The organism is Erythrobacter sp. Alg231-14 (genome assembly GCF_900149685.1).
Classification (GTDB): Bacteria; Pseudomonadota; Alphaproteobacteria; order Sphingomonadales; family Sphingomonadaceae; genus Erythrobacter.
In genome coordinates this window covers 1314093-1338275 of record NZ_LT702999.1, presented here as the reverse complement: position 1 = coordinate 1338275, position 24183 = coordinate 1314093, and the positions used below count along the sequence as shown (strand labels likewise).

Annotated in this window: 22 protein-coding genes and 1 riboswitch; of the genes, 8 read left to right on the top strand and 14 right to left on the bottom strand. The window is 58.8% G+C overall.

From position 1 onward, the window contains the following. Positions 1–8: 8 nt before the first annotated feature. From BQ8290_RS06255 to crtY, 7 genes are all read right to left on the bottom strand, one after another. Positions 9–1556, bottom strand: a complete 1548-nt coding sequence (locus BQ8290_RS06255; protein WP_108788560.1) for a carboxyl transferase domain-containing protein — start codon at positions 1554–1556, stop codon at positions 9–11. A 112-nt stretch (positions 1557–1668) separates the two neighbouring features. Further along, entirely contained in the window at positions 1669–3588 is a 1920-nt protein-coding gene (locus tag BQ8290_RS06250) for an ATP-binding protein (protein WP_108788558.1), read from the bottom strand. After that, a complete protein-coding gene (locus BQ8290_RS06245; protein ID WP_108788556.1) occupies positions 3585–4118 on the bottom strand; it encodes a hypothetical protein in 534 nt (177 codons plus the stop codon). Before BQ8290_RS06245 ends, BQ8290_RS06250 begins: the two co-directional genes overlap by 4 nt. A gap of 57 nt (positions 4119–4175) precedes the next feature. Further along, complete coding sequence (locus BQ8290_RS06240) at positions 4176–5162, bottom strand: squalene/phytoene synthase family protein (RefSeq protein WP_108788554.1); 987 nt, start codon at positions 5160–5162, stop codon at positions 4176–4178. Further along, positions 5152–5733, bottom strand: coding sequence for a TIGR00730 family Rossman fold protein (locus BQ8290_RS06235; protein ID WP_108792019.1), 582 nt, complete (start codon positions 5731–5733; stop codon positions 5152–5154). The genes BQ8290_RS06240 and BQ8290_RS06235 overlap by 11 nt, the downstream gene beginning before the upstream one ends. A 5-nt stretch (positions 5734–5738) precedes the next feature. Then, positions 5739–7316 (bottom strand): phytoene desaturase family protein, encoded by a 1578-nt coding sequence (locus BQ8290_RS06230; RefSeq protein WP_108788552.1) that lies wholly within the window; start codon positions 7314–7316, stop codon positions 5739–5741. Continuing rightward, the gene (gene crtY, locus BQ8290_RS06225; protein ID WP_108788550.1) at positions 7313–8560 is read right to left on the bottom strand and encodes a lycopene beta-cyclase CrtY; all 1248 of its coding nucleotides are present in this window, start codon (positions 8558–8560) and stop codon (positions 7313–7315) included. Before crtY ends, BQ8290_RS06230 begins: the two co-directional genes overlap by 4 nt. A 219-nt stretch (positions 8561–8779) precedes the next feature. Here crtY and BQ8290_RS06220 point away from each other — a divergent pair, with 219 nt between their 5' ends. Next, positions 8780–9817: a MipA/OmpV family protein gene (locus BQ8290_RS06220; protein ID WP_108788548.1), complete on the top strand. Its 1038-nt coding sequence runs from the start codon at positions 8780–8782 to the stop codon at positions 9815–9817. A gap of 32 nt (positions 9818–9849) precedes the next feature. On the opposite strand, the gene BQ8290_RS06215 is transcribed toward BQ8290_RS06220, so the two are convergent. Further along, positions 9850–10587: a hypothetical protein gene (locus BQ8290_RS06215; protein ID WP_337661071.1), complete on the bottom strand. Its 738-nt coding sequence runs from the start codon at positions 10585–10587 to the stop codon at positions 9850–9852. Continuing rightward, positions 10584–12647, bottom strand: coding sequence for a prolyl oligopeptidase family serine peptidase (locus tag BQ8290_RS06210; RefSeq protein WP_108792017.1), 2064 nt, complete (start codon positions 12645–12647; stop codon positions 10584–10586). The genes BQ8290_RS06215 and BQ8290_RS06210 overlap by 4 nt, the downstream gene beginning before the upstream one ends. Positions 12648–12835: 188 nt before the next feature. On the opposite strand from BQ8290_RS06210, the gene BQ8290_RS06205 reads away from it, so the two are divergent. Next, complete coding sequence (locus tag BQ8290_RS06205) at positions 12836–14134, top strand: amidohydrolase family protein (RefSeq protein WP_108788544.1); 1299 nt, start codon at positions 12836–12838, stop codon at positions 14132–14134. Beyond that, positions 14131–15102, top strand: coding sequence for an MBL fold metallo-hydrolase (locus BQ8290_RS06200; RefSeq protein WP_108788542.1), 972 nt, complete (start codon positions 14131–14133; stop codon positions 15100–15102). The genes BQ8290_RS06205 and BQ8290_RS06200 overlap by 4 nt, the downstream gene beginning before the upstream one ends. A 7-nt stretch (positions 15103–15109) precedes the next feature. Here BQ8290_RS06200 and BQ8290_RS06195 read toward each other — a convergent pair whose 3' ends face one another. Beyond that, positions 15110–17074: a hypothetical protein gene (locus tag BQ8290_RS06195; protein WP_108788540.1), complete on the bottom strand. Its 1965-nt coding sequence runs from the start codon at positions 17072–17074 to the stop codon at positions 15110–15112. 120 nt (positions 17075–17194) lie between these two features. Between BQ8290_RS06195 and BQ8290_RS06190 the strand changes: the two genes are divergently transcribed. From BQ8290_RS06190 to BQ8290_RS06175, 4 genes are all read left to right on the top strand, one after another. Then, positions 17195–18115, top strand: coding sequence for an MBL fold metallo-hydrolase (locus tag BQ8290_RS06190; RefSeq protein ID WP_108788538.1), 921 nt, complete (start codon positions 17195–17197; stop codon positions 18113–18115). A gap of 93 nt (positions 18116–18208) precedes the next feature. After that, entirely contained in the window at positions 18209–18787 is a 579-nt protein-coding gene (locus tag BQ8290_RS06185) for a helix-turn-helix transcriptional regulator (RefSeq protein ID WP_108788536.1), read from the top strand. After that, a complete protein-coding gene (locus tag BQ8290_RS06180; RefSeq protein WP_108788534.1) occupies positions 18784–19305 on the top strand; it encodes a hypothetical protein in 522 nt (173 codons plus the stop codon). The genes BQ8290_RS06185 and BQ8290_RS06180 overlap by 4 nt, the downstream gene beginning before the upstream one ends. Beyond that, entirely contained in the window at positions 19302–20195 is an 894-nt protein-coding gene (locus BQ8290_RS06175) for a metal-dependent hydrolase (protein ID WP_108788532.1), read from the top strand. The genes BQ8290_RS06180 and BQ8290_RS06175 overlap by 4 nt, the downstream gene beginning before the upstream one ends. Here the strand turns inward: BQ8290_RS06175 and BQ8290_RS06170 are convergent. Further along, complete coding sequence (locus tag BQ8290_RS06170; protein WP_108788530.1) at positions 20192–20866, bottom strand: SOS response-associated peptidase family protein; 675 nt, start codon at positions 20864–20866, stop codon at positions 20192–20194. The genes BQ8290_RS06175 and BQ8290_RS06170 overlap by 4 nt on opposite strands. A 139-nt stretch (positions 20867–21005) precedes the next feature. On the opposite strand from BQ8290_RS06170, the gene BQ8290_RS06165 reads away from it, so the two are divergent. Continuing rightward, positions 21006–21605 (top strand): thiamine biosynthesis protein ThiC, encoded by a 600-nt coding sequence (locus BQ8290_RS06165; protein WP_108792015.1) that lies wholly within the window; start codon positions 21006–21008, stop codon positions 21603–21605. Positions 21606–21614: 9 nt separating this feature from the next. On the opposite strand, the gene BQ8290_RS06160 is transcribed toward BQ8290_RS06165, so the two are convergent. The 3 genes from BQ8290_RS06160 to BQ8290_RS15130 all read right to left on the bottom strand — a co-directional run bounded on the left by BQ8290_RS06160 (position 21615) and on the right by BQ8290_RS15130 (position 23981). Beyond that, positions 21615–22733 (bottom strand): nitronate monooxygenase, encoded by a 1119-nt coding sequence (locus tag BQ8290_RS06160; RefSeq protein WP_108788528.1) that lies wholly within the window; start codon positions 22731–22733, stop codon positions 21615–21617. Positions 22734–22748: 15 nt separating this feature from the next. Further along, positions 22749–23756, bottom strand: a complete 1008-nt coding sequence (locus tag BQ8290_RS06155) for a cytochrome P450 (protein ID WP_337661070.1) — start codon at positions 23754–23756, stop codon at positions 22749–22751. 99 nt (positions 23757–23855) lie between these two features. Continuing rightward, complete coding sequence (locus BQ8290_RS15130; RefSeq protein WP_337661069.1) at positions 23856–23981, bottom strand: hypothetical protein; 126 nt, start codon at positions 23979–23981, stop codon at positions 23856–23858. Between the two features lie 57 nt (positions 23982–24038). Further along, positions 24039–24167, top strand: a riboswitch (TPP riboswitch). Positions 24168–24183: the final 16 nt, after the last annotated feature.

Below are 24183 nucleotides of genomic sequence, written 5' to 3'. Positions count from 1 at the left end.
CTTGCGGCTCACTCAGAATGAATTTTGCGCCACGCCAATTCGGCAAATTCGCATAGAAGTGGTCGTGTATCGCGCGGATCGATGATGTCTTCGACATTGAAACGTTCGGCGCTGCGGAATGGGGACGTAACCTTGGCAAGGCGCGTCTTGATCGCTTCCAATTCTGCCTCTGGGTCGTCTGACGCCTCAAGATCGGATTTGTAGGCGACCTCCAACCCGCCGGCGATCGGCAAACTGCCCCAATCGCCGGACGGCCAACAGAACCGGTATTGATACCGCTCCGCGTTGCTCATCGCGCTGCCGGCGATGCCGTATGCCCGGCGCATGACGATGCTAGCTAGGGGAACGGTCGCGCGGTAAATCGCGTTCATCGCCTGAACCCCGTACCGGATTGTGCCCGCCATTTCCGCCTCGCGTCCAATCATAAAACCGGGATTGTCGACTAGGTGCACAATCGGCAGGCGGAACTGATCGGCAAGTTTGACGAAACGTTCGACTTTCTCCGATGTTTTCGCATCCCATGATCCGCCCAAGAATGTCGGATCGCTGGCCACAACGGCGACGGGATATCCATTCAGCCGCGCCAAAGCGGTGATTGCGGTGCGGCCCCAGTTTTTGCCGATTTCGAACACAGTGCCGGTGTCCAAAATAAGGTCCATCGCACGGCGCATCGAATAGACGTGCTTGGGATCATGCGGGACAAGGCTAAGCAGCGCCTCTTCGCGTCGGTCCGCGCGGTCGGTGGGTTCTGCGCGGCGGGCGTGTTGGCCCACATGTTCGGGCATAAAGGATAGGAAATGCCGCGCGCGGGCGAATGCCTCTGCTTCGCTTGCAACTTCATCATCGACCACGCCGTTGCGGGTGTGAATATCGACGCCGCCCAATTCCTCTTTGGCGGCGATCGGGTCTTTGGGCCCTTCGTAATCGCTGCCCATCGCGTCCACCACGGCGGGGCCTGCGGCGAACAATTGGCTAAGCCCGCGCACCATGATCGAATAGTGGCTGGCCACGACCCGCGCCGCGCCAAGGCCGGCTGTCGGGCCAAGCGCCAATGCCACAACGGGCACCGTATCGAGGTTTTGGACGACATCGCCCCATCCGGGAACCGCCGGAATGTAGGTCGCGCCGATCTGTTCCAATGTCTTGACCGATCCGCCGCCGCCGGTGCCGTCGATCATGCGGAGCATCGGCAGTTTCAGCTCATGCGCCATCGTCTCTGCTTGCACCATCTTGCGTGCAATGCCGGCATCGGCCGCGCCACCGCGAATGGTGAAATCGTCGGCGGTGGCGACAACGGGGCGTCCGCCGATCGTCGCTTTACCGAATAGGAACGGGGCAGGGGTGACTGCGACGAGATCGCCGTTTTCATCGTATGAAGCGCTGCCTGCGATTTTACCGATTTCGCGGAAGGAGCCGGGATCGCACATCGCGCCTAGCCGCGCGCGCGCATCCATCTTGCCGCGACCGTGTTGGCGCGCGACCTTTTCGGGTCCACCCATTTGTTCGGCAAGCGCTTCGCGTTCGCGCAGCTCTTCGAGTTCTTTAGCCCAAGTCATATTTGTTTTCCGCACGCCATCCGGCGTGCGATATCCTCGCGCCTATCGGCGCTGCGGACGCCCGGTCGGGCTTGCGGTTGCTGCGCAACCGTTTGGTGCTTAGCCGCTGGTATCATTCGATAGGCTCCACTACGCACAGCACGGCTTCGACTTGCACCTGCCCGCCTTCGGACGCGTCGAGTTCGGTGACGGTTCCGTCAAAGGGCGCGGTGAGGGCGTGCTCCATCTTCATCGCTTCGAGCACCATGAGGCGGTCGCCTGCTTTGACCGTTTGGCCCTCGGTGACGTCGACAGCGATGACCTTGCCCGGCATTGGGGCAATGATTGCGCCGTCGGCTGCGGAGGCTGCGCCGGTGCCGCGCGGCTCATGATGCTTGAACTGTACCAATTCGCCTCGGTGCAGAACTTGCGCTGGATACGGACCTGCGCCGCGATAGGCGACCTCGCTTTGTATGTCGTTGTCTAGGTCAATATCGTAAGTGTTGCCGCGATCATCTTCGACAATCACTCTGTTTCGCTTTTTGCTATTGAGCCGCCAGCCGATTGTATTTCGCAACAGACTGTCAGCTGGCTTGTCTAGTTGGCTGAGCTGTTGGATTTCAAAAGCGATATCATCAGCAACGGAAATCGCCATTTCGCGTAACGGTGTCGAAAATTCAGTCAGCGCCGTAAGGTGACGCTCTATGAATGCTGTATCTAACTTGGCGGCTCGAAAATCTTCGTGGTCGGCCGCGCGAATAAGAAAAGGGAGGTTGGTTTTAAGTGGGTAAATTTCGGCTCTTTCGAGGGCCGTAAGCAACTGCGAGATCGCTTCATTGCGATCCCCTCCCATTGCGATGACCTTTCCGATCATTGGGTCATAATGAGGGGTAACCGTGTCTTCGTAGTCGTATCCGAAGTCATAGCGAAATGTCCAATAGTCTTCAAATGGAGCCGTCGTTATAAAGTGATCAATTCTGCCAATACTTGGCAAAAACCCCTTCGCCGGGTCTTCCGCATAAAGCCGCGCTTCAATCGCGTGGCCATTGATCGACAGCTCCTCCTGCTTCAACGGAATCGGCTCACCCGAGGCCACTCGCAGCTGCCATTCCACCAGATCGACCCCGGTGATCTCCTCGGTCACGGGATGCTCGACCTGAAGCCGCGTGTTCATTTCCATAAAGAAAATGCGGTCCGCCCTCAGCCCTTCTGACGCATCGGCGATAAATTCGATGGTGCCTGCGCCCTCGTAATCGACCGCCTTCGCAGCGCGCACGGCGGCGGCGCAGATTTCTTCGCGGGTCGCCTCGTCCATGCCGGGGGCCGGGGCCTCTTCGATCACCTTTTGGTGGCGGCGTTGGAGGGAGCAGTCACGCTCAAACAAGTGGACTACATTGCCGTGGCTGTCGCCGAACACCTGCACCTCAACATGGCGCGGCGATGTGATCCATTTTTCGAGCAGCACTTCGTCATTGCCAAAGCTCGCCTTGGCCTCGCGCTGGCAGCTTTCCAGATCGGCGGCGAAATTCTCTGCCGCGTCAACTTTGCGCATACCTTTGCCGCCTCCGCCTGCGACCGCTTTGATCAGCACGGGATAGCCAATCGCATCGGCCTCTTTGGAAAGCCGTTCCACCGATTGATCCGCACCCAGATAGCCGGGCGTCACTGGCACGCCTGCGGCAATCATCCGCTCTTTCGCGGCGTCTTTCAGTCCCATCGCACGGATGCTTTCCGGCTTTGGCCCGACCCAGATGAGGCCAGCGTCAATCACAGCCTGCGCAAAATCGGCATTCTCAGATAGAAATCCGTATCCGGGGTGGATCGCCTCCGCGCCGGTTTCTTTGGCCGCCGCGATGATCTTTTCACCGACAAGATAGCTTTCCGCAGCAGGCGAGGGGCCAATGTGCACCGCTTCATCGGCGCTGCGCGTGTGCAGTGCCTTGGCATCGGCATCGGAATAAACCGCCACCGTTGCCACGCCCATTTCGCGCGCGGTCTGCATAATCCGGCAGGCGATCTCGCCGCGATTGGCAATGAGGAGTTTGGATATCATTGGCTTTCCGCTTCCCATTCCACTGTCCCGTCCTCATGCACCGTGAGTTCAGGGGCGCCGACTTTGTCGCACTCTTCAGGCGTGACCATGGTGAAGCTGGTGTTGGAGACGAGCCAACCGTTCTCACCTTTGGCAAGGCTCATCGAATTGATCCCGCAATGGGTCGTCTCGCCGTTCAGCAAGAACACATACGGCCCCCACACTTGAGCCATCGTCCCATCGACCAGAATATGATCGTAGCGCATATATTCGTCGGTACCCGGAGGACTATCCTCCCAGCCATTGAGGTGCTGTGAGACAGGCCGTGTAAGGATGCGCACATTGTCAGGGTCGCGGCGATCATGGATGAAAATCACACCATCTGGTCGCATGGTCCGTGCCAACGCGGTCTTGTCCTCGCTGCGCAGGGCGGCGAAGAAACCGTCAACGGCTTCGATGACTTCAACGTGTTCTGGTGACGGTGATCGAGCGAAGAGCGGCGCTGCGAAGATCGCAGAAACGGCGGCGGCGATAGCTATAAGTCCTCTCATGGAGAAAGGGACTAGCGCAACTTTATTACAATGGAAACCGCATTGGACGGGCAGCAATCAAACGGGCCGGAAATCCTTGATGCCCCATGTGATCTCCCCGTCGGGATGCTTTTCGCGGTTGATTGCGGCGGATAGGAATGCACGCACACCGTAGAGCGCCTTTTCCCACCGCGGCACAAAGGTGCGGCTGTTCCATGCCTCGGTGCCCCGGGCGCGAACTTTGCGCCCGATTGCGCCGTAAATGCGTGCCGCCGACAGCACCGCCCAGCGGCTGCGGAAGGGCAGGCGTTCTGCGCCAACGCGGGCGGCGGCTTCGTGTTTCTCCACCAATTTGACCAGGCGCGCTGCCATTTCGGCCAATTCTTCGCGGTGATGCGGTTTGGTGTGCTGGCCCGGCTCAATATCCTGTTCGACCAGCCACATGACCGGAAGGTAGCACCGGCCGGCTGCGTCATCTTCGACAATGTCGCGGGCAATGTTCGACAATTGGAATGCCAGCCCCAGATCATTCGCTCTGTCGAGCGTGTTTTGATCCTTGGGATCGACGCCCATGACCACGGCCATCATCACGCCCACCGCGCCGGCAACGTGATAGCAATACCGCATCATGTCGGCTTCTGTGCGGGGCCGCCAGTCCTCTGCATCCAGAGCAAAGCCTGCGATCACATCTTCGGCCATGGCGGGGGTAAGGCCGCATTCCTGCGCTACGACACCCAAAGCATCAAACGCTGGGTCGCCGGTTGCTTTGCCTTCGAACGCCAGCGCCGTCAGCTTGCGGATCAAACCAAGGCGACTTTCCAAATCGGATTGATCGCCCAACTCGCCGCCCATAACTTGGTTGTCGGCAATGTCATCGCACCGGCGGCACCATGCATAGAGCAGCCATGCCCGTTCGCGCGTTTCGTTTTCAAACAATTGCGAGGCCGCTGAAAAACTCTGCGAGCCGTATTTGATGGCTTTGTGCGCATGATCCACCAAAGCGGCGCGGCGCTCTGTATCGACGCGCGGAGCATCCACGCGATGAGGCACAGGATCAGAGGTCATCGGCCTTCATCCGAAATATCGGTGTGTGCGGTTCGTAGGCGGCCATCTTGTCCAGCAGATCGGGCAAAGTGTCCGATGCGATCAGGATGTTTTGATGCGCGGGCCGAACAAAGCCGACCTGAGCCATTTTGGCGTTGAAGGCGATCAGGTCGTCGTAGAAACCAAACGCGTTGAGCAGGCCGACAGGATCGGAGTGATAGCCAAGCTGCGCCCAGCTCATCGCCTCCCACAATTCATCCATTGTGCCGACGCCGCCGGGGATGGTGACAAAACCATCAGACAGATCGGTGAAACGCTGCTTGCGTTCATGCATGCCGGTAACGGTGATGAGTTCGTTGCAATTGTGATTGGCAACCTCGGAATTGACCAGCGCCTCTGGGATCACGCCGATCACTTCACCGCCTGCATCTTTTGCGCCATTGGCCACCGCGCCCATCAGGCCCAGCCTGCCGCCACCGTAAACAACGCCAATGCCGCGCTCCGCAAGGCCGGCGCCGACACTGCGCGCGAGTTCGATATAACGCGGGTCATCGGGCGTGGCCGATCCGCAATAGACAGCTAGTCGTTTCATTATGCTCATGCGGGCGCTTTAGTCGCCAAATCCTCCAGCACAAGACCGGCGGTTGCCTTCGCGCTGCCGACCACACCGGGGATGCCTGCGCCGGGATGGGTGCCCGCGCCGACGAGGTAGAAGTTTTCAATCTCATCATCGCGGTTGTGGCCGCGTAGGTAAGCGCTTTGCCACAGGAGCGGTTCAAGGCTGAACGCGCTGCCCATATGGGCGGCGAGGTCTTGTTGAAAATCCTTCGGCGCGTAGCTGAATTTGGTGACGATCCGGTCGTGGATGTCGGGGATCAAACGACGCCCGATCTCGTCAAGGATCATCTTTTCCAGCTTCGGCCCGACTTCGTCCCAATCGACCGGCATCTTGCCCATATGGGCGACCGGGACCAGCGCGTAAAACGTGCTTTTGCCTTGGGGGGCCATACTGGGATCGGTGACGGTTGGGTGATGCAAATAGATGGCGAAATCTTCGGGCAAAACGCCGTTGTCAAAGATATCCTCGAGCAATCCCTTATACCGGTTCGCGAACAGGATCATGTGATGCGCGATGCCGGGCCATGTGCCCTCTAGGCCAAAATGCACGACAAAGAGCGAAGGTGAAAAGCTCTTTTTACTCAGCGATTTGGCCATTTTCGGGCCACGCTGTGAGTTGGAAAGCAGGTCTTTGTAGGAATGCATGATGTCGCCGTTGGATGCGACTGCGTCAAAGCGTTGTTTCCACCCTGATTGGGTTTCTACCTCGTCTGCGCGTGTTCCTAATGTGTGAATTTGCGTGACCGGATCGCCGACGCGCATAGTGCCGCCCAACCGTTCAAAATGGCGAACCATGCCTGCAATCAAACGGTTGGTTCCGCCGCGCGCCCACCACACGCCGCCGTCCTTTTCCAACTTATGGATCAAGGCATAAATCGATGAGGTTTTCATCGGATTGCCGCCCACCAAAAGCGAATGGAAACTGAAGGCTTCGCGCAATTTGGGGTGTTCGATGTATTTCGACACCATCGAATACACGCTGCGCCACGCCTGTTCCTTGATCAAAGCCGGAGCGGCCTTCAACATGGTTTTGAAATCGAGGAACGGCACCGTCCCCAATTTCACATAGCCTTCTTCGTAGACCCGGGCGGAATATTCCAAAAACTCTTGATAGCCCACGACATCGTCAGGGTTCAGTTTGGCGATTTCCGAATTCAAATCGTCTTCGTCGTTGGAGTAATTGAAGTTTGTCCCATCGGGCCAATTCAACCGATAGAACGGCATGACCTTCATCAATTCGACATCGTCGGCGATGTTATGGCCGGTCAATTGCCACAATTCTTCGAGGCACGGCGGATCGGTGATCACGGTCGGCCCTGCGTCAAAGGTAAAGCCGTCCTTCTCCCAAAAATAGGCGCGGCCGCCGGGCTTGTCGCGCGCTTCGACGACGGTGGTGTTGATGCCGTGCGATTGCAATCGGATCGCCAATGCCATGCCGCCGAAACCGGCGCCAATGACACAGACCGATTTGCCCGCATAGCGCTCGGCGATCGCGGGATTGATTCCCTTTTCGCCGTTCAATGCCGGGGCAAGGTCCAATTTGGCGTTTGCATTCATGCCTTCGTCTCCGTCGAAATATCGGTTTGCGGGCTGTCTTTGACAGAACCGCTTTTAAGCGGCTTCCCGCGTTTGAACATGGCCACCATCGCGGCGGGGATAGGTACGGGCGGCTTACCCGACAAGACGCGCATTTTATCGAGCGGCTTGGAACGGGCGGCGTAAAAGCGTTCGATCAATCCCTCACGCAAGGTGTAAAACCGTTGAAACACCTTCACACGGCGTTCTGGCTTTGCGGCGAAAAACAACAAACGAGCCAAGAGCCGGTAATATCCCGTCTTTCTCCAATGTTTTCGCGCGCGCGCTTCGAACATAGCGGCAAGTTGTTGTCCCGATAGGTCGGCCTCCTCCGCGATGGCCAGCGCGTTTTCGACCGCGACGCACATTGTATAACTGGTCAGGGGATGGGTGAAACCGCCGCGCGCGCCTGCAATGGTCACGCCGGGTACGGCAATTTCCCTTTGATACGCGGCGAAATCACCGCCCGTCAGAACCGGCAGAACCCCGGCTTCGTGCCCCACGATCGCCGTGTCATCCCAACCGTGTTCGCGGGTGTAGGCGTCAATCCGCGATGACAAGGCGCTGCGGTCCAATTGGGGATCATCGGCGTAATAGGTGTCTTCGACGAAAACGTCATGCGCGCCCAACGGCAAAACATAGACAAACCGATAGGCCCCGCCATTGCCATGCGGGGCGACTTGATCGACGGTCGCGTCCATGATCGTGGGGCGTTCAAGACCGTGCGGTTGTGCCAGACGCATATGCCGGCCCAAAAACACCTGCCATCCGCCGTAAAGATGTTCGCTGGGTTGGAACGATCGGCAATCGATGACAGCGCGGGCATCGATCCGCGACCCGTCTTCCAAATCCACGCCGCGCGCATCCAACGCCGCCGCTTTGCGGCCCAGCATGACGGCATCTTTAGGCAGATCGCGCAGCAAGCCTTCGTGAAATTCGTGCGACGCCATCGAACGATAGGCGGTTTTCAATGTCCGCCGATGGGTCGGAAATTCGACGTCGTAGCCGCTATCCCACCCAGTTTGCCGAAACCCATGCAACAAGGCCCGTCCCGCTACCGACAAATCGCTGTCAAACCAGCTCCACCGGTGGTTGCCGCCAATGGTTTTGCCCGCTTCGATCAAAGCGATCCGAAATTCTGGGCGCGCCCGATGCAACGCAAGCGCAATTAGCCCCCCGGCAAGGCCGCCGCCAACAATGGCCACATCAAATTGCGCGTCGCTCATACGGGTATGGCCGTAGGGCAGCGCAGGCCGACGGGCAATATTGGACGCGGTGTATATTCCAATCGGCCAATCGCACTATGCGACGCGGTCTGCCGCAAATTCGGAAACGAAAACCTCCGCCAAGAGTAGAGGCAAGCATAGAGACAAACACAGCCACAAACATTGGCAGGGTGCGTCAATCGCCGCCCGCCTAATGCGATCACCAAAGGACACCCCCTCATGACCTCTTCCACGATTGCTAAGCCGCTCTGCATCGCACTGCGCACTGGCGTTGCGGCGATGGTCGCTCTTGCTGCCCCGGTTCTGGCCGGGCAACCACAAGGCCAAGATCGCTCGGCGGATCGCCCGACGGATCCGGCACAAGGCGCTGGGCAACCTGGCAATCAAGCGGCCAGCCAGCCGGGAGCATCCGGTTCTGACGCTTCCAATAGCGCCCGTCAGGGGCCGCCCCCTGGCGTCGCGCGAGGCGAAGGTGGTCCTCCGTTTAAGCCGGTCTTTGACGAGACATGGGCCACAGTCGGGATTGGGGCGGGGCTTGTCCCAAGCTATTCCGGCTCAGACGATTTTCGCGTCTTCCCCTTGCCATTAATTGTGGGACGCGTTGCCGGGGTCGGGATCAGCCCGAATGGACCGGGCTTCAACCTCGACCTGTTGTCGCAAGGGCCAACGCGCGGCCCGGCCAAAACCAGTTTTTCGCTCGGCCCCTCCTTTCGTTTTCGCAATGATCGGACAGGCGGCATCAAAGACAATGTCGTCGCCTTAGCAGGAGAGCTCGACACCGCCGTGGAAGTCGGCGTGAATGGCGGGGTCAGTTTTCCCGGTGTGCTGACGCGTTTCGACCGATTGAGCCTTTCCACGCAGGTGCGTTGGGACATTTTGGGCGCGCATGATGGTATGTTGATTGAACCGGGCGTGAGCTATTTCCGCCCAATCGGCACGGGTGCGGCGTTGCAATTGTCGGCCAGCGCCAGCTTCGTTGATGATGATTTTGCCGACTATTATTACTCGATATCACCGGCGCAAAGCGCGGCCAGCGGTCTGCCGCAATTCACGGCCGATGGCGGGCTGAATTCGCTCGGCGCGGTGTCGATTTTGACTGTGGATCTGGACAACAACGTGTTGAACGGAGGGTTCAACATCTATGGAATTGCAGGATATTCGCGGCTGGTCGGGGACGGGGCTGACACGCCGTTTACATCGATCCGGGGTAGCGCGAATCAATTCATCGGCGGCATCGGGATCGGGTATACGTTTTAGCGGTCAGCGTCAGAACCGATCGTTTCGGCGATTCAATTGGCAAAGTGCTCTTTAAAGACGTCCTGAACGATCGCTTTCATCGCTGCGGTTTGTTCATCGTTGGGAGGGATGTTTTGCACCCGCGTTTGAATGGCGTTCACTTCAGGCAGCAACACCACAAATTTAGGCCAAGCGGCCGTATTGCTCAGCATGCTGTCGACGGTGGCGCGCTCTTCTTGTGACAATTGATAATAGGCTTGAGAAGATGCGGTGTTTGAATCGGCGCGCACGTCCGTTTCCGACACGGGCGCATCAGACAACAACGCGCCCATCACGTTTTCCGGGTCAAAATTGCGCGACACATTCTGCATCAATCGATTGATCACGGGCGTGCTGTAGAGGACGGCGATCTCATCCGCTTCCTCGGGCGTTAACTCCGCACGAAACAACGCCGCCATTTCGCCTTCCAAGATTGCGTTCCCTCTTTCATCGTGGGCTCTGATCAAGGGGCGCAATGCGTCGATTATGTCGTCGATAAATCCGGGGCTTTGGCTTTCAAATGACGAAATCGTCGGATGCACGGCATATTCGCCGCGCATAATTTCCAACGCGCGATCGGTTGCCGCGGTTTGGTCCACTTCTGATCGGAGAACCTCGACGAGATTGTCGTAAGTGTCCGGAGTGTGTTCAACCGATTGCGCTGCCAAAGGGGTCGCGATCAACGCGACCCCCGGCACAATCGCTGTCGCCGCAAGCGTGGCAAGCCAACGCATGCGACGCCGGCGTATCATTCGCTATCTTCTTCTGGTGCTTCTGCACCGGCGGCGCCTTCGGCCAATTGCGGGCGCGGGCCGGGCATTTCGGCGGTGCGATCACCCGTCATCAAGTAGGTGTCGAACCACTCCATCATGCGCAGGTTGTAATCATACCGGCTGGCGGCCTGACGGTTGCCGTGGCCTTCGCCGGGATAGAATACGAGCCGCACGGGGGTGTCCGGCTGACGCACGCGCAGGAACCGATACAGCTCCATCGATTGGCTTGGATCGACGCGGGTGTCGTCTTCGCCGTGCATGATCAGGATCGGAGTGGTCGCGCGGTCGGTGTAATAGATCGGCGACACTTCCAGCATCTTTTGCCAATCGTCCCATGGCCATGCGCGGCTGTGCACATTGTACATCTCATACGGGATGTCGGTGGTGCCGAACTTGCTGGTTTGATCCGAAATGCCAACGAACATCACCGATGCTGCGTATTCTTCCGAATGATAGGTCGCGCCCCATGCGCTGGCATAACCGCCGTATGAACCGCCGGTGATCCCGGTGCGATCGGCATCGGTGATGCCTTCGGCAGCCAAAGCGTTTTTCGCATCGACAATGTCGCGGAATTCAGGATCGGTGTAATTGCCCTGATGCTGTTTGGAGAAATCCACGCCGTACCCGGTGGACCCGCGATAGTTGGGCAGGAACACGGCGTATCCTTCACCCGCGGCAACATGGCCGGGTTTGGAATAGGCGGTTTGCCAACCATTGCTGTCATGCGCTTCTGGCCCGCCATGGACGTTCATGATTGTCGGGGCGCCGCCCTCTGGAACGCCGCCAACCGGCAGGATCAAAACGCCTTCGACTTCTTGGCCGTCGGTTGCGGTGAAGGTGTAGGCGCGTTGTTCGCCGAATGTGATATCCGACAGCCAATCATTGTGGTTGGTCCAACGGTTGAATTGACCATCGTTCCACACGAACAATTCGGTCGGATGCTGGGGCGCATTGGCAGCGACCGCGATGCGATCGCCGGCCGCTTCGACGCGGGTAAGGATCAATTCGCCGGGGTCCTGCTCTTCGGCAACGGTGCCATCGGCGTTGTAGATGCGCAAAACCGATTGCACGCCAACGTGCACAACAGCGGCCAACCGGCCATCGGCCAGCCATTCGGCGTCAACCGCGGCCTCTGCTGCGCCGCCATTGATTGCGCGGTAGTCACCGGTCGCCACGTCCACCAAATGCAACGTCGTGGCGGCCGGATCGTTCATGTCGACGCCCGCGATCAGCGAAAGCTGCGTGCCGTCTGGTGAGATTTCGACGTCACCGATTTTGCCCGGCGTTTCGACTACGGCGGTGACTTCGCCGGTGGTAAGGTCGATCACATTGACTCGCTTGCTGGTGTAGCTGTCATCAACCAATGGGGTTGGCGTCGTTTCGATGATGCCCATGCGGCCATCGGACGACACGTCAAACGCGCTGACGAAACCGGGCAAGGCGATTTCGCGCGGTTCCGCATCAACGTCTTCACCAACAGCCGCCGCAAACAAGCGGGCGGGACGGAATTCTTCTTCGTAAACACGGGCGTTGAATCCGCCTTTGCGTTGGGCGGTGCGTTGTTCGTCTTCGCCGGGGCCGGTCAACATGTAGATCGTGCCGCCATCGGGGCTAAACCGGTATGAACGCACGCCGGTGTCGTCGACACCCGCCAATTTTGCATAGGTGCCGCCATCCACGGGGATGCCCCAAACGGCGCGATCGCCATCTTCGCCGGACCAAAGGAATGTGACCATCCGACCATCAGGAGAAAACGCGACGCCGCCCGGGCTGATATCATCGGGCAGATATTGGCGCGCAACATCTGCGGCGGTGGCGACGCTCAATTCGCTGGAGAAACCGCCATTGTCTTCGCCTTCGGTGACATCGGGCAGGCTGCCGGTGGTGTAGGCGATCCGCGCCCCATCAGGGGAGATTGCGATGGCGCCAACGCTTTCGATTTTGGCGACATCCTCTGGTGTCATAGGGCGCGCCTGCGCGGTCGCGGCGATCGAAACGGAAGCCAAAAGAGCGGCGGAAGTGATTGCAATGCGCTTCATGTCGTCGAAGAATCCTCTCATCATCGGGATAATGTGTGCCGTCATAACGCCGAGGGGAGCATTCGCAAAGCGCCGCGCAAGATTTGATCGCGCCGAGTTTAGCCCCGATCGATTGCTGGTCGGGGGCTTGCCAGCCGCGAACCGGGCGGTCATCACCTGATTCAACACAGAAATTGGGGAGAATGAGCATGGGTTTCCTAAGGGCAATTGGCGGCGCGGCCGCAGCAATCGCGGCGGTGATCGCATCACCGGCCATCGCGGACACGGTGTTCATCGAGGCAGGCAGCATCATCACCGACGCCGAAAGCGAGCCGACCGGGCCGATGACCATCGTGGTGGTTGATGGGACCATCCGCGCCATTGTGCCGATCGATAGCGATGCGTTGGCATTGTATGCCGAAGAGGGATCGGAGACGATTGACCTGATGGACAAAACCGTCCTGCCCGGTTTGATCGATCTGCACACGCATCTGTCCGGCGATCCCAGCGGAGAATTTTGGCGCGGGGCAACCACGCCGCCTGAATATTACACGTTGATCGCAGCGAAGAACGCGCGGATCACCGCATTGGCGGGCTTCACCACGGTGCGCGATTTGGGTTCACGCACAGACCAAGTGACGCAAATGCTGCGCCGGGCAACCTCAGAAGGGCTGACCCCCGGTCCGCGCGTGGTCACATCGGCGCGAACGATTTCGATCATTGGTGGCCACGGCGATGTCAGCGGTTTCACTGAGCATGTGAACGATGTTTTGGACAGCGGATTCACCTGCACCGGCCCGCTGGAATGTTCTGAAAAAGTTCGACTTGCCTCGCAATACGGCGCCGATCTTATCAAAATTACCGCGACCGGCGGCGTCCTTTCCCAACAAGGGCGCGGGTTAGAAGCGCACTTCACCGACGCTGAAATGAGCGCAATCGTCGAGACGGCGGAATCGCTCGGCCTGAGAGTGGCGGCGCATGCGCACGGCGCGCGCGGGATCGAAGCGGCCGCGCGGGCTGGCGTCCACACGATCGAACACGGCACCTATATCGACGATGCGGCGGCGCGCGCGATGAACGAAGCGGGCACCACCTTGATCCCAACATTGATGGCATTCGAAGGCATTCGTCAGAATTTGGGCACCGGTTTTTACACCCCCGTGGTCGAAGCGAAGATCCGCGAAGTTGCGGCCGTTGCGGGCACCATCGTTGAGCGCGCCCGCGAGAACGGCGTGCGGATTGCATTTGGGACCGATGCAGGCGTCTTCCCTCACGGTGAAAATGCTGGGGAATTCCGCTTGCTGGTCGCTGGGGGGCTGACCAATCGCGAAGCCTTGGCCAGCGCCACGACCGTGGCGGCCGACATATTGGGTATGGAAGACAGCATCGGTCGGATCGCGTCGGGATATTCGGCAGACATCATCGCGGTTGATGGCAATCCGTTGGACGATGTCACCGTGTTGGAGACTGTGGAATTCACGATGGTGCGCGGACGCGTGATCGAATGACCCCGAACGGGCCGCTACTGGCTCTCGCGATTGGCGCGGCGTTGGTTGCCAATGCGCCGGTTGAAGAGGCCGGCGAAGAACCAGAGGTGTGCGCGATTGAAATGATCGTATTGGGCGCGGGTCAGGATGCGGGTGCGCCGCAGATCGGCAATGCGGACGACAAAGGTCCACGATTGCTGCCGTCATCATTGGGCGTGATCGACCGGTCCGGTGGGGCGCGATATTTGTTCGATGCAAGTCCCGCGATCACCGATCAATTGTCGATGCTGGACACAATAGAACCGCCGGTCGATGGGTTGGGGATCGACGGCGTGTTCCTAACCCATGCGCATATTGGTCATTACCTTGGACTTGCGTTTTTCGGCTTTGAAGCGGCGAATGCTGACAATGTTCCGGTCTTTGCCATGCCGCGTATGGCAGAATTTTTGCGCAGCCACGCGCCGTGGAGCCAATTGGTTGACTATGACAACATAGCGATACGCGAAATGGCGGATCAGACCCTTGTCCCGGTCAGCGATAATTTCGCCGTGTCACCGATCCTGATGCCGCATCGCGATGAATTGTCGGAAACGGTCGGCTTTGCGATTTTGGGTGGTTTAAACGCGGCGCTTTATGTCCCCGATCTCGACAGTTGGGATGAATGGGAGGAAAGCAGCGGCGCGACCTTGGAACAGCTTATCGCCAATGTAGATCACGCCTTTATCGACGCGACGTTTTACGCCGATGGCGAGTTGGTCGATGAAAACGGGGAAGGGCGCGATATGAGCGCAATTCCTCATCCGCGCGTGTTGGGCACGATGGACCGGCTGCAATCGCTCTCTGATAGCGAGCGCGCGAAAGTGCATTTCATCCATTACAACCACACCAATCCCATCCGCGACCCCGGCAGCGCGGAAAGCCGCGAAGTGAGCGCGCGCGGTTTCAACGTGGCCCGGCGCGGCGATCGGCATTGCCTTTTGGTCGAATGATCGCCGCCTAAAACCCAAACGCGACGCCCACGCGCCCTCCGGTTGTGTCCTCGGCGGTGGATCCCGCGACGCTGGCGGAGATGTAGACGCGGTCTGTTAAACGCGCGGCCAGCGACCCGGAAAATCCCTGCACCCCGCGATAAGTGGAGATGTTGGCGCTGATCGATACGTTGCTGTCGGGCACGATCATGGTGCCGCCCATTGCCATCGCCGCCGCAATCCCGCCGCGCGACCGGCTGTCCAATTCCTCCAACTCAAATGTCAGCCCCGATAGTCGCGCATCAAGCCCAGATACGCGCGCGTCAACGGCGGACACACTCGCGGCCAGAGTGTCGATCTGGGCGTCGGTGATCGCTTGAAGCCGGGTGACCGAAAGGCCGATTGTGTTGACCGATCGGGCGCTGGCGACCGATTGCCGCCCCAATGTCCCGTGATTATCGATGGTGACCACATCGACCGGGCCAATCTGCGCCAGATTGCTGGCGTCGATATCGCCGATCTGCACCGATGACCCGGTGCCGCCCAACACGATTTGATCGGCGGCGTTGGTTTGTGCGTTTGCGCCCACTGCTGTCGATCCTGCGAAATTGGCGCTGGCCCGCGCGCCAAGGGCGGTGGCGTTTTCGGCGTTGGCCGTTGATGAATTGCCGATGGCCGTCGATAGCAAGGCGTTCGCTTCGGATTGTTGGCCCAGTGCGGTGGAATTGGTGCCCGTGGCGCGCGCCGTTTGGCCAAACGCGACCCCTTGCGGCCCGGCCTGTGCCGCTGTGCCGAATGCGGCGCTGTTCGCGCCAAAGGCATCCGCGCTGCGGCCTAGCGCGGTCGCGCTGTCGCCGCTGGCGCTGGCGGATCGACCGATGGCGGTGGCGAAATTGGCGTCGGCCAATGCCCCGGCGCCGATGGCGGTGGCGTTGTTGTCGAAACTGCGGGCGTCCGCTCCTATTGATGTGGAATTGATCCCCTCCGCCCGGGCGCGCGTACCAAAAGCATTGGCGCTGTTTTGGGTGGCGGTGCTGGACATGCCGACCGCCGCCGCGTTGTCACCGGTGGCGGATGCCGCCTGGCCAATCGCGATGGCATTTGTTCCGATTGCAGTGGCGCCATCCCCGCTGGAATTGACCGATAGGAACGCGCCGCCGCTGGACCCACCCGTCGTGTTGGCGATGGCCGCGTTAAGCTGCGCCAGAGTGACGGCATCATTGTCGGCAACACCGGCCGCGACATTGATTATCCGGCGGCTTTGCGTGGAGGAGCCGACCGACACGACGTTTGTTTGGTCGGCGATCGAGCCCGCGCCCAATGCCACCGAATTGGTGGCACTTGTCCGCGCATTGTGGCCCAAGGCCAGCGCATCGTCCTGTGTCGCTTCGGCGTAACGGCCCACCGCCACGCCGTTTGTGCCCGATGCGATGGTTCCGATTCCCACCGCTACCGTGTCCTCTCCGCTGGCATTGGCCGAACGACCGATTGCCACTGCATCATCGCCGATGGCCTGAGCGAAGCGTCCGGCGGCGACGCTGTTTGATCCGCTGGCAATGGATTGGACGCCGATTGCGGTGGCGTTGGTGCCGGTGGCATCGGATGCAGCGCCCAACGCGGTGGCCCCCGCCCTTGTCGCCTGCGCCGATTGGCCAAAGGCGCTGGCATTGATGTCGCCGGGATCGTCACCGGCTTGGGAAAACTGCCCAACCGCCGTGCCCCGTGTGGCGGTTGCACTGGCGCTGTCGCCGATGGCGGTGCTGAAATTGCCATCCGCGCTGGCGCTGTTGCCGATCGCGGTCGCGTTTGCACCGTCCGCATCGGAGTCTTCGCCGCATTCCAAACTGTCATCCGATGTGTTGCCCGCTCCATCCGCACCATCGGCCGTGTTGCACGGGGCAGTCGTATCGGCGTGAGCGGGGGCGGCGCCCGCAATCGCGATCACAATCGCCGCATGGGCAATACGTGCGTGAGCATAGAACGTGCGGGCCATCGGGATGCGCCTTTGATCGGTGGACAATGCCGTACAGTGTAAAGGGCGTGTGCGATGAAAGAGGTTTGGTTGCGTCCATTCCTGATCTAATCATAAGAAAAGCCAGCCGGAGACGCCGTCGTGTTTGAACAATCCAAGAAAGCCTTGATGATCGTATGCGGGGCCGCCTTTGCCGTCGCATCCTGCGGTCAAAGCGAAGCACCACCCGCCACTCAAATCGCTGCCGATAGGCCGGTCGCGGGCACCGCAACATCGATTTTGAACGCCGGCGTTATGACGCAGATGAACGGCAATGAAGGGAGCGACGTCGCCGGTTCAGCGGACAGGGTGGAGGGCGCCAAGTTCCTGTTTGACCCGCTCTATGACAATCATTTCGGTTCGCTCGAACAATTGCCCGAAACCCTGATTTCGGCAATCGTGACTGGCGCGGCACCCTATGACAATGTGGACGCTGTTTTTGTCAGCCACGCGCATGGCGACCATTTTTCCGCCAGCCAATTGACCGCGATGATGGCCGCGCAAGAGCAGGTAAAGATCATTGCGCCTGCTCAAGCGATTGATAGCATGCGCGAAGAGACCGCATGGCAACCCTCTTTCGATGATCGCGTCACGGCGATCGCTTTGAAAAATGGAGAGAGCGCCGCCGCGTTCGAGGTGACGGGCGCCACGGTCGAAGCCTTTCGATCCCCGCACAATGGTTGGCCCGATCGACACGCCAACACGCACAACATCACCTTTCGTGTGTCGGTAGGCCAAGCCGGAGCCACGGCGCGGGTAATGCATTTGGGCGATGCCGATCCCGCGACGGAACATTACACCGCTTTGACCGAATTCATGGCCGCAAAACGGACCGGTTTGGCGATGGTCCCGTTCTGGTTTTATCAGGAAAACACCCTTTCGCAGATCATTGACGAAACACTCAACGCCGAAGCGTCGGTCGCGATGCATGTGCCAGCACAAGTGCCCGGTTTCCTAAACAGCGCAGACGAACCCTATTTCACCCAAGTGGGCGAAGTGTTGGAGATTGTGGCGACGCCATAAAGGCGCGGAAAAGTCGGGCCGCTTGACTCATATGACACAAAGTGCATATATATTCACCTTGTGTCATATCAATGATGGTGGAATGCTCGGAAAATGTCGCTCCAACATGCCATTCTGGTTGCGCTGACTGATGGTGCCAAATCCGGTTACGACATCGCCAAGCAATTTGACGACAGCACCGGATTCTTTTGGCGCGCGCGCCATTCCCAGATCTATCGCGAATTGGGCAAGTTAAAGGATCGCGGCTGGGCGACCTCCGAAGAATTCGTCCAATCGGGCAAACCCAATCGGATCGTTTTCAGCATCACCAAAGAGGGGCGAAAGGGTCTCGTTGAATGGTCCCGCATGCCCAGCGACGTGCAGGAATTGAAGGACGATTTTCTGGTCCAATTGTGCGCGTTGGAATACATCGATCTTGACGCGTTGCGCACCAACATCATCGCCCGACAAGAACGCCATCGCGATCACTTTGCACAATACAAAGAGAAATATGACGCCTTGGAAGGGTCCGACGATCTGACCGATATTGGCCGCCATCTCGCGTTGGAAGTGGCGATGATTTACGAACGCGAATGGGCCGAATGGAGCGACCGGGCGCTGGAACGATTGCGTCCCGAAATCGCGCAGCAACGCGGCAACATCGTGCCACTGATTAAAGGGGAAGCGGGATGAACAACGAAGCAAATGGCCTGACCGAGAAACGGCGATCATTGTTGGTTGTGAACGGGATCGGGTTGCTGATCTCATCGGTGTTTGCAGGCTGGCTCTATTTCTTTTTCACTCTGGGCGCGTTTGATCTGTGGCCGTTCTTCACCGACATTCCGGCGGACATACCCGGCGATAGGCGGGCGTGGAACATGGCCCATTTGGAAGGGATCACCAACGGCACCATCCTAATCGCTGTGGGTGCGGCCGGGGCGTATATTCGATTGGGTGATCGGGCACAGGGGATCCTATTTTGGTCGTGCCTCGCATTTGGTTGGATGTTCACACTGCCCGCGATTGCCAACGCCTTGTTTGATACGCGCGGGCTGGAATTTGGGGGCGGGCCTTTCCCCGGCGATGTGACGATCAACAACATCATTTTTGTGTTTGGTTGGCCTGCCATGATCGGCGTCCATGTTGGGTTCGCATTGTTGATTTGGGGCGCGTGGAACCATTACCAACACATCAAGGGAAATGCGTCATGAACGCGCCTGCAAAAGCCGCAGATCCTCAGATCGCCCACCCAGACATCATCGTCCGGCGCATTCCGTTCAAATTCGATGAGGGGATTGATCCCGTCTGGAACTCTGCCCGGCCGGAATGGAGCCACATGGTCAACGGCGCATCTTTGACGATGCCGTATCTCGAACCGTTCTTGATTAAGACGGTGCGAGAGGCCTTGGCGCAGGTTGATGACGCCCAACTCAAATCGGATGTCGACGGGTTTATCGGACAAGAGGGCGCGCATTACCGCAATCACCGCCGGTACAACGACATCCTCAAACGCGTGTGTCCCGAATTGTCCGAAGTCGAGGACATGCTGACCGCGGATTACGCAAAGTTTCAGAAACGATCGTTGAAATGGCGGCTGGCCTACACTGCGGGCTTTGAGACCATGACGATCGGCATGACCGAATGGTTGATCCGACAACGCGCTACTTTGTTCGCCGGGTCCGATTCCAACGTCGCCAGTTTGGTGTTGTGGCATATGGTCGAAGAAACCGAGCACAAGAACGTCGCCTACGACCTGTATCAACATTTATACAGCGATTATCTTGGGCGCAGTTGGGGATTGATCGTGGGATCGTTCCACGTCGCCTGGATGAGCCGCAAAGGGTACAAGCGCCTGCTCAAACGCGAAGGGCGTTGGGGCAAATTGCGCAGCCGATTGGCGTTGTATGCGATGGTCGCGCGCTTTGTTGTGCACGCATCGCCGGCGATGTTGCGGGCGTTGGTTCCGGGATATCACCCGGCCAAGGTGAGCGACCCGAAATGGGTTCAGTTATGGGCCGATGCCTATGGCGATTTGCCCGATGGCGCGATCCCTTTGCTGGACACAAATGACCCCGAAATCCCTGCGCAATTCGCGGCCTAATTGACCTCTCCGGTCCATTGTTCCAACGCGATGGTTGTCGGTCGTTCAACCAATCGGCGCGCCTGATCCCATCCGCCGTGCAGCCATGTTTGATGCGCATCCTCATCATCGGGCAGGATAAGCGGCATGGATCGGCATCCGGCGTCTTTGGCGGCGCCTTTTGCTTCGTGCGTTAAGATCGCAAAGCCGGGCACTTCTTCGTCTTTCCAAACGCCCGCCAGCGCAAAGATTGGTGGAGCTGTGCCGCCAGTTCCGACCCGATTTTCCAATGTGGTCTGAGGCGCGAACCATTGTTTCAAACGTCGCCCTTCGTAATCGATCTCGCTTCCCCAAAGCATGAAGCTGGTCGCGGGGATAAGGCATCGAAATTCGCTGTTGCGCAGGTTGCCGATCCAAAACGGGCTATCGGGGTTGCGGACATGGGTGATGCGGCGTGTGGGATCATCGGCCTTTGGCGGCGGCGACACTCCCCAAAGACGCGGCGTGATGCGCGGTTGCAAGGCGCGGCCCGATGGCCGCGGCCCGGCGATGAAATCGCGGCCCGCCGTCACAACAGGGGCAAATTTGATCGGCGCAATATATCCACCCGCCCACGGATCATCACCGGCCCGCGCGCCAAACCGCGACGCCATCTGGTGGGCGCTGCAATCGAGGCGGTATAGATGGGTCATGCGGGCATCATTGTTTGGTGGTTTTGTCTGGCGGTCGATTTATTTTTCAATTGAGAGTAACAATGCCGATGTTCCTGGCGAACACGTAGCACGCGCGAGCATGCGCAAAAGCACAAACAAGCAATCGGGGATGCTTACCATGGAATTCACACAAAAACGCACCATCCATATCGTTGCACTGCTGTTGATTATCGCGGCGGTGACACAGGCCGTCTACACCGCGCTCTACGTCGCAGAGGCTGACGTGCCGCGCCAACTGCTTTGGGGAACGGAAGGGGCTCTCTTCGTTTTGATGACCGCCTTTGCCGGATCGGCAATGCTTCAGGCGAAAAGCCTGCATCTGGGTTGGTCGGCGATTGCTTTCGCCTCCGCTCTCAACGTCGTTCAGGTCGGTGTTGGCCTAACGATGTTTGGTCCATTCTTTGAAGCGGCGGGCGCCGTTGAAGGATTGGAGCCTGCGGCGACATCCGTCGTTGCGTTCTCCTTTATGGTCTACAACGCGGCCAAAATGCTGTTGGCATTGGCCGCCATCGTTTTCGGCATGGCAAAGTTGAACGCAGGGTCCAAGGCGCTTGGCGGATTGACCGCGGTCATTGGTGTCGTTGCGTTCTTTTCCAACGCGCTTTCTATGGCGATGGGACGCGACTTTATGGGCGAATTGCCGCTCGCTGGTGGATCGGGCGTTTTGGCCACGATCCTGTTGGCGGTCTGCCTGTTTGGATTGAACTCAGACGATTAAACCACCGGTTTAGTCCATCGCATTGGCAAGACCTTCAAATCCGGCCGCAAAGTCGGATTTGAAGTCTTGCACAATCGTGCCCACGCCGCGCGAATCCTGAACCAGACCCAATCCCTGTCCGACCCAATAGCTGGACAAGGATTGCGCCTTTGCGTTCCCTGCTACGGCGGCGCTGTCCAAGGCGCGCAATACGGGCTCCGCCAGAAGGCTCATCAAGGGCATGGGCAGGGCCGATAGACCGGCTTCTTCCCACCGTTCGTGCCATTCGCTTTTGAGCTGGCGCGAAAATTTACCGGTCCGATGTTTGGATCGGATGGTGTCGCGCGATCCCGCTGCGATCATCTTGTCGCGGAACACTTCGCTGGTTTCCGCCTCGGGCGAGGCGAGCCAGACGCTGCCGCACCATGCGCCGGCCGCGCCCATCGCCATCATTCCGGCCATTTGCTTGCCCGTCATAATGCCGCCCGCCGCCAAAACGGGAATGTCTGCGCCGCTTTCTTCAAGAGCGCGGATCACCTCTGGCACTAAAATAATGGTAGAAACATCGCCGCAATGCCCTCCGCCTTCGCCCCCTTGGGCCACGATGATGTCCACGCCGGCATCGACTTGCTTCATGGCGTGTTCTTTGGCCCCGACTAAAGCCGCCACAGGAATGCTGTGTTTCTTGCCAGCCTCAATCATCGCAGGCGGCGCAGTACCAAGCGCGTTGGCGATCAGGCGGACGGGGTGGTTGAAGCTTACCTCCAACAATTCTTGACCCAATGATGTGTTGGGCGCCTGTGACCCGCCCTGAGGCGCGCCGACATCATCCGCAATCCCGCATTCGCGCAGCAATTCACGGGTGAAATCTCGATACTGGGATGGGATGTTGGCGATGATTTCATCCGCGCTAACCGAGTGATCGACCGCTTGTATTTCGGGGATCAGAACATCGACGCCGTAAGGCTTGCCGTCCACATTATCGTCAATCCAATTGAGTTCATGTTCCAATTGTTCCGGCGTGTAGCTAACCGCGCCCAGCACGCCGAAACCGCCCGCACGGCTGGCGGCGGCGACCACATCGCGGCAATGCGAAAAGGCAAAAAGCGGGAATTCGCAGCCCACCATCTCTGTCATTTTGAACGGCATTGTGGCGACCTCTCTTTAACGGATTTCGATTGAAACGGGCAATTCGGTGATCCCGCGCAGGAATGGGCTGGATAAGCGGGACGTTTCCCCTTTGGGTACGATCCTCCAACCGCGATTGACGATCTCTTCGATCAGCGTTCCAATTTGAATTTCCGCCAAACGCGCACCGACGCAACGGTGAATGCCGTGTCCAAACGCGAGATGGCGGCGTGCATTGGATCGAGCCACATCGAACCGATCGCCATCGGGGAAAATCGTTTCATCGCGGTTGGCCGAAAGGTACCACATCACGACCTTTTCACCCTTTGGTATGTGTTGCCCGCCCAATTCGGTGTCGCATGTCGTCGTGCGGCGCATATGCAGGACGGGCGATTGCCAACGGATGATCTCTTGCGCAGCGTTGGGGATCAACGATGGGTCATCGCGCAATTGATCAAACGCCTCAGGATATTCGTTCAACGCAAGGGCCAGCCCACTCATCGAATTGCGGGTTGTGTCGTTTCCACCCACGATAAGCAGAGCGATGTTGGCCAACCGTTCAATCGGCGACAAATTGCCCATGGCGTCCGAATGGACCATTCGGCTCAACAAATCGTCGGCGGGTTCTTCATCCCTGCGGGCGTCCAACAATTCATCGAACCGCACCAACATGGCCTGCATTTGAGCCATCCATTCTGCGCGGAATTCGTCGTTGAGGTTTTCCGCCGAAACGCCTCCGGCGAAATCCGACCAACGTTTGAGATCGGGCAAATCGGAAAACGGCATATCAAATATGATGCACAGCATTCCGATGGCTTGTTGAACCGAAACGCGTTCGACCCAATCGAACGTTTCGCCAATCGGCAGGCCGTCCAACAATTGTGCGCAATGTTCGCGCACTTGGGCGTCGCGAGTTTTCATCTGGCTGGGGGAAAAGGCGGGGGCGATCACTTTACGCTGAGCGGTGTGGACCGGCGGATCGGCGGCGATGAAGTTGGGTAAATTGGATTCGTGCGGCGGATCGGTGATCGTGATGTTGCCCAATTCGTAAGACGAAGAATAGGTCGTCGGATCCAGCTCAACCTTGCTGATAAGGTCATGCGTGACGACCGACCAATAGGGGCCAAACGCGCTATCGGGGCATTAGCTGACGGGCATGTCCCGCCGCAATTGCGCAAATTTTTCGTGCCAATTGTCCTGCGTGTACAGCGTCTCATCGCTGACATCGAAGGGGGCAATGGCCCTCTCGGCTTTTGCTGTTGTTGCCATCTATCCCATCCCCATCATTGCTCTCGCTTTACGCGGTGATTGCACAGGTATAGGACAGTGTCATCCCCGGGGAGCCAGCGAGTCTTTTTTGATAGGACGCAGGCTGAGAGGGGCGCATCGCAGCGCCTGACCCGTAGAACCTGAACCGATTAACATCGGCGGAGGGAGCGGGCTGGTTTGGTGATCAATAACACTGCCAGAA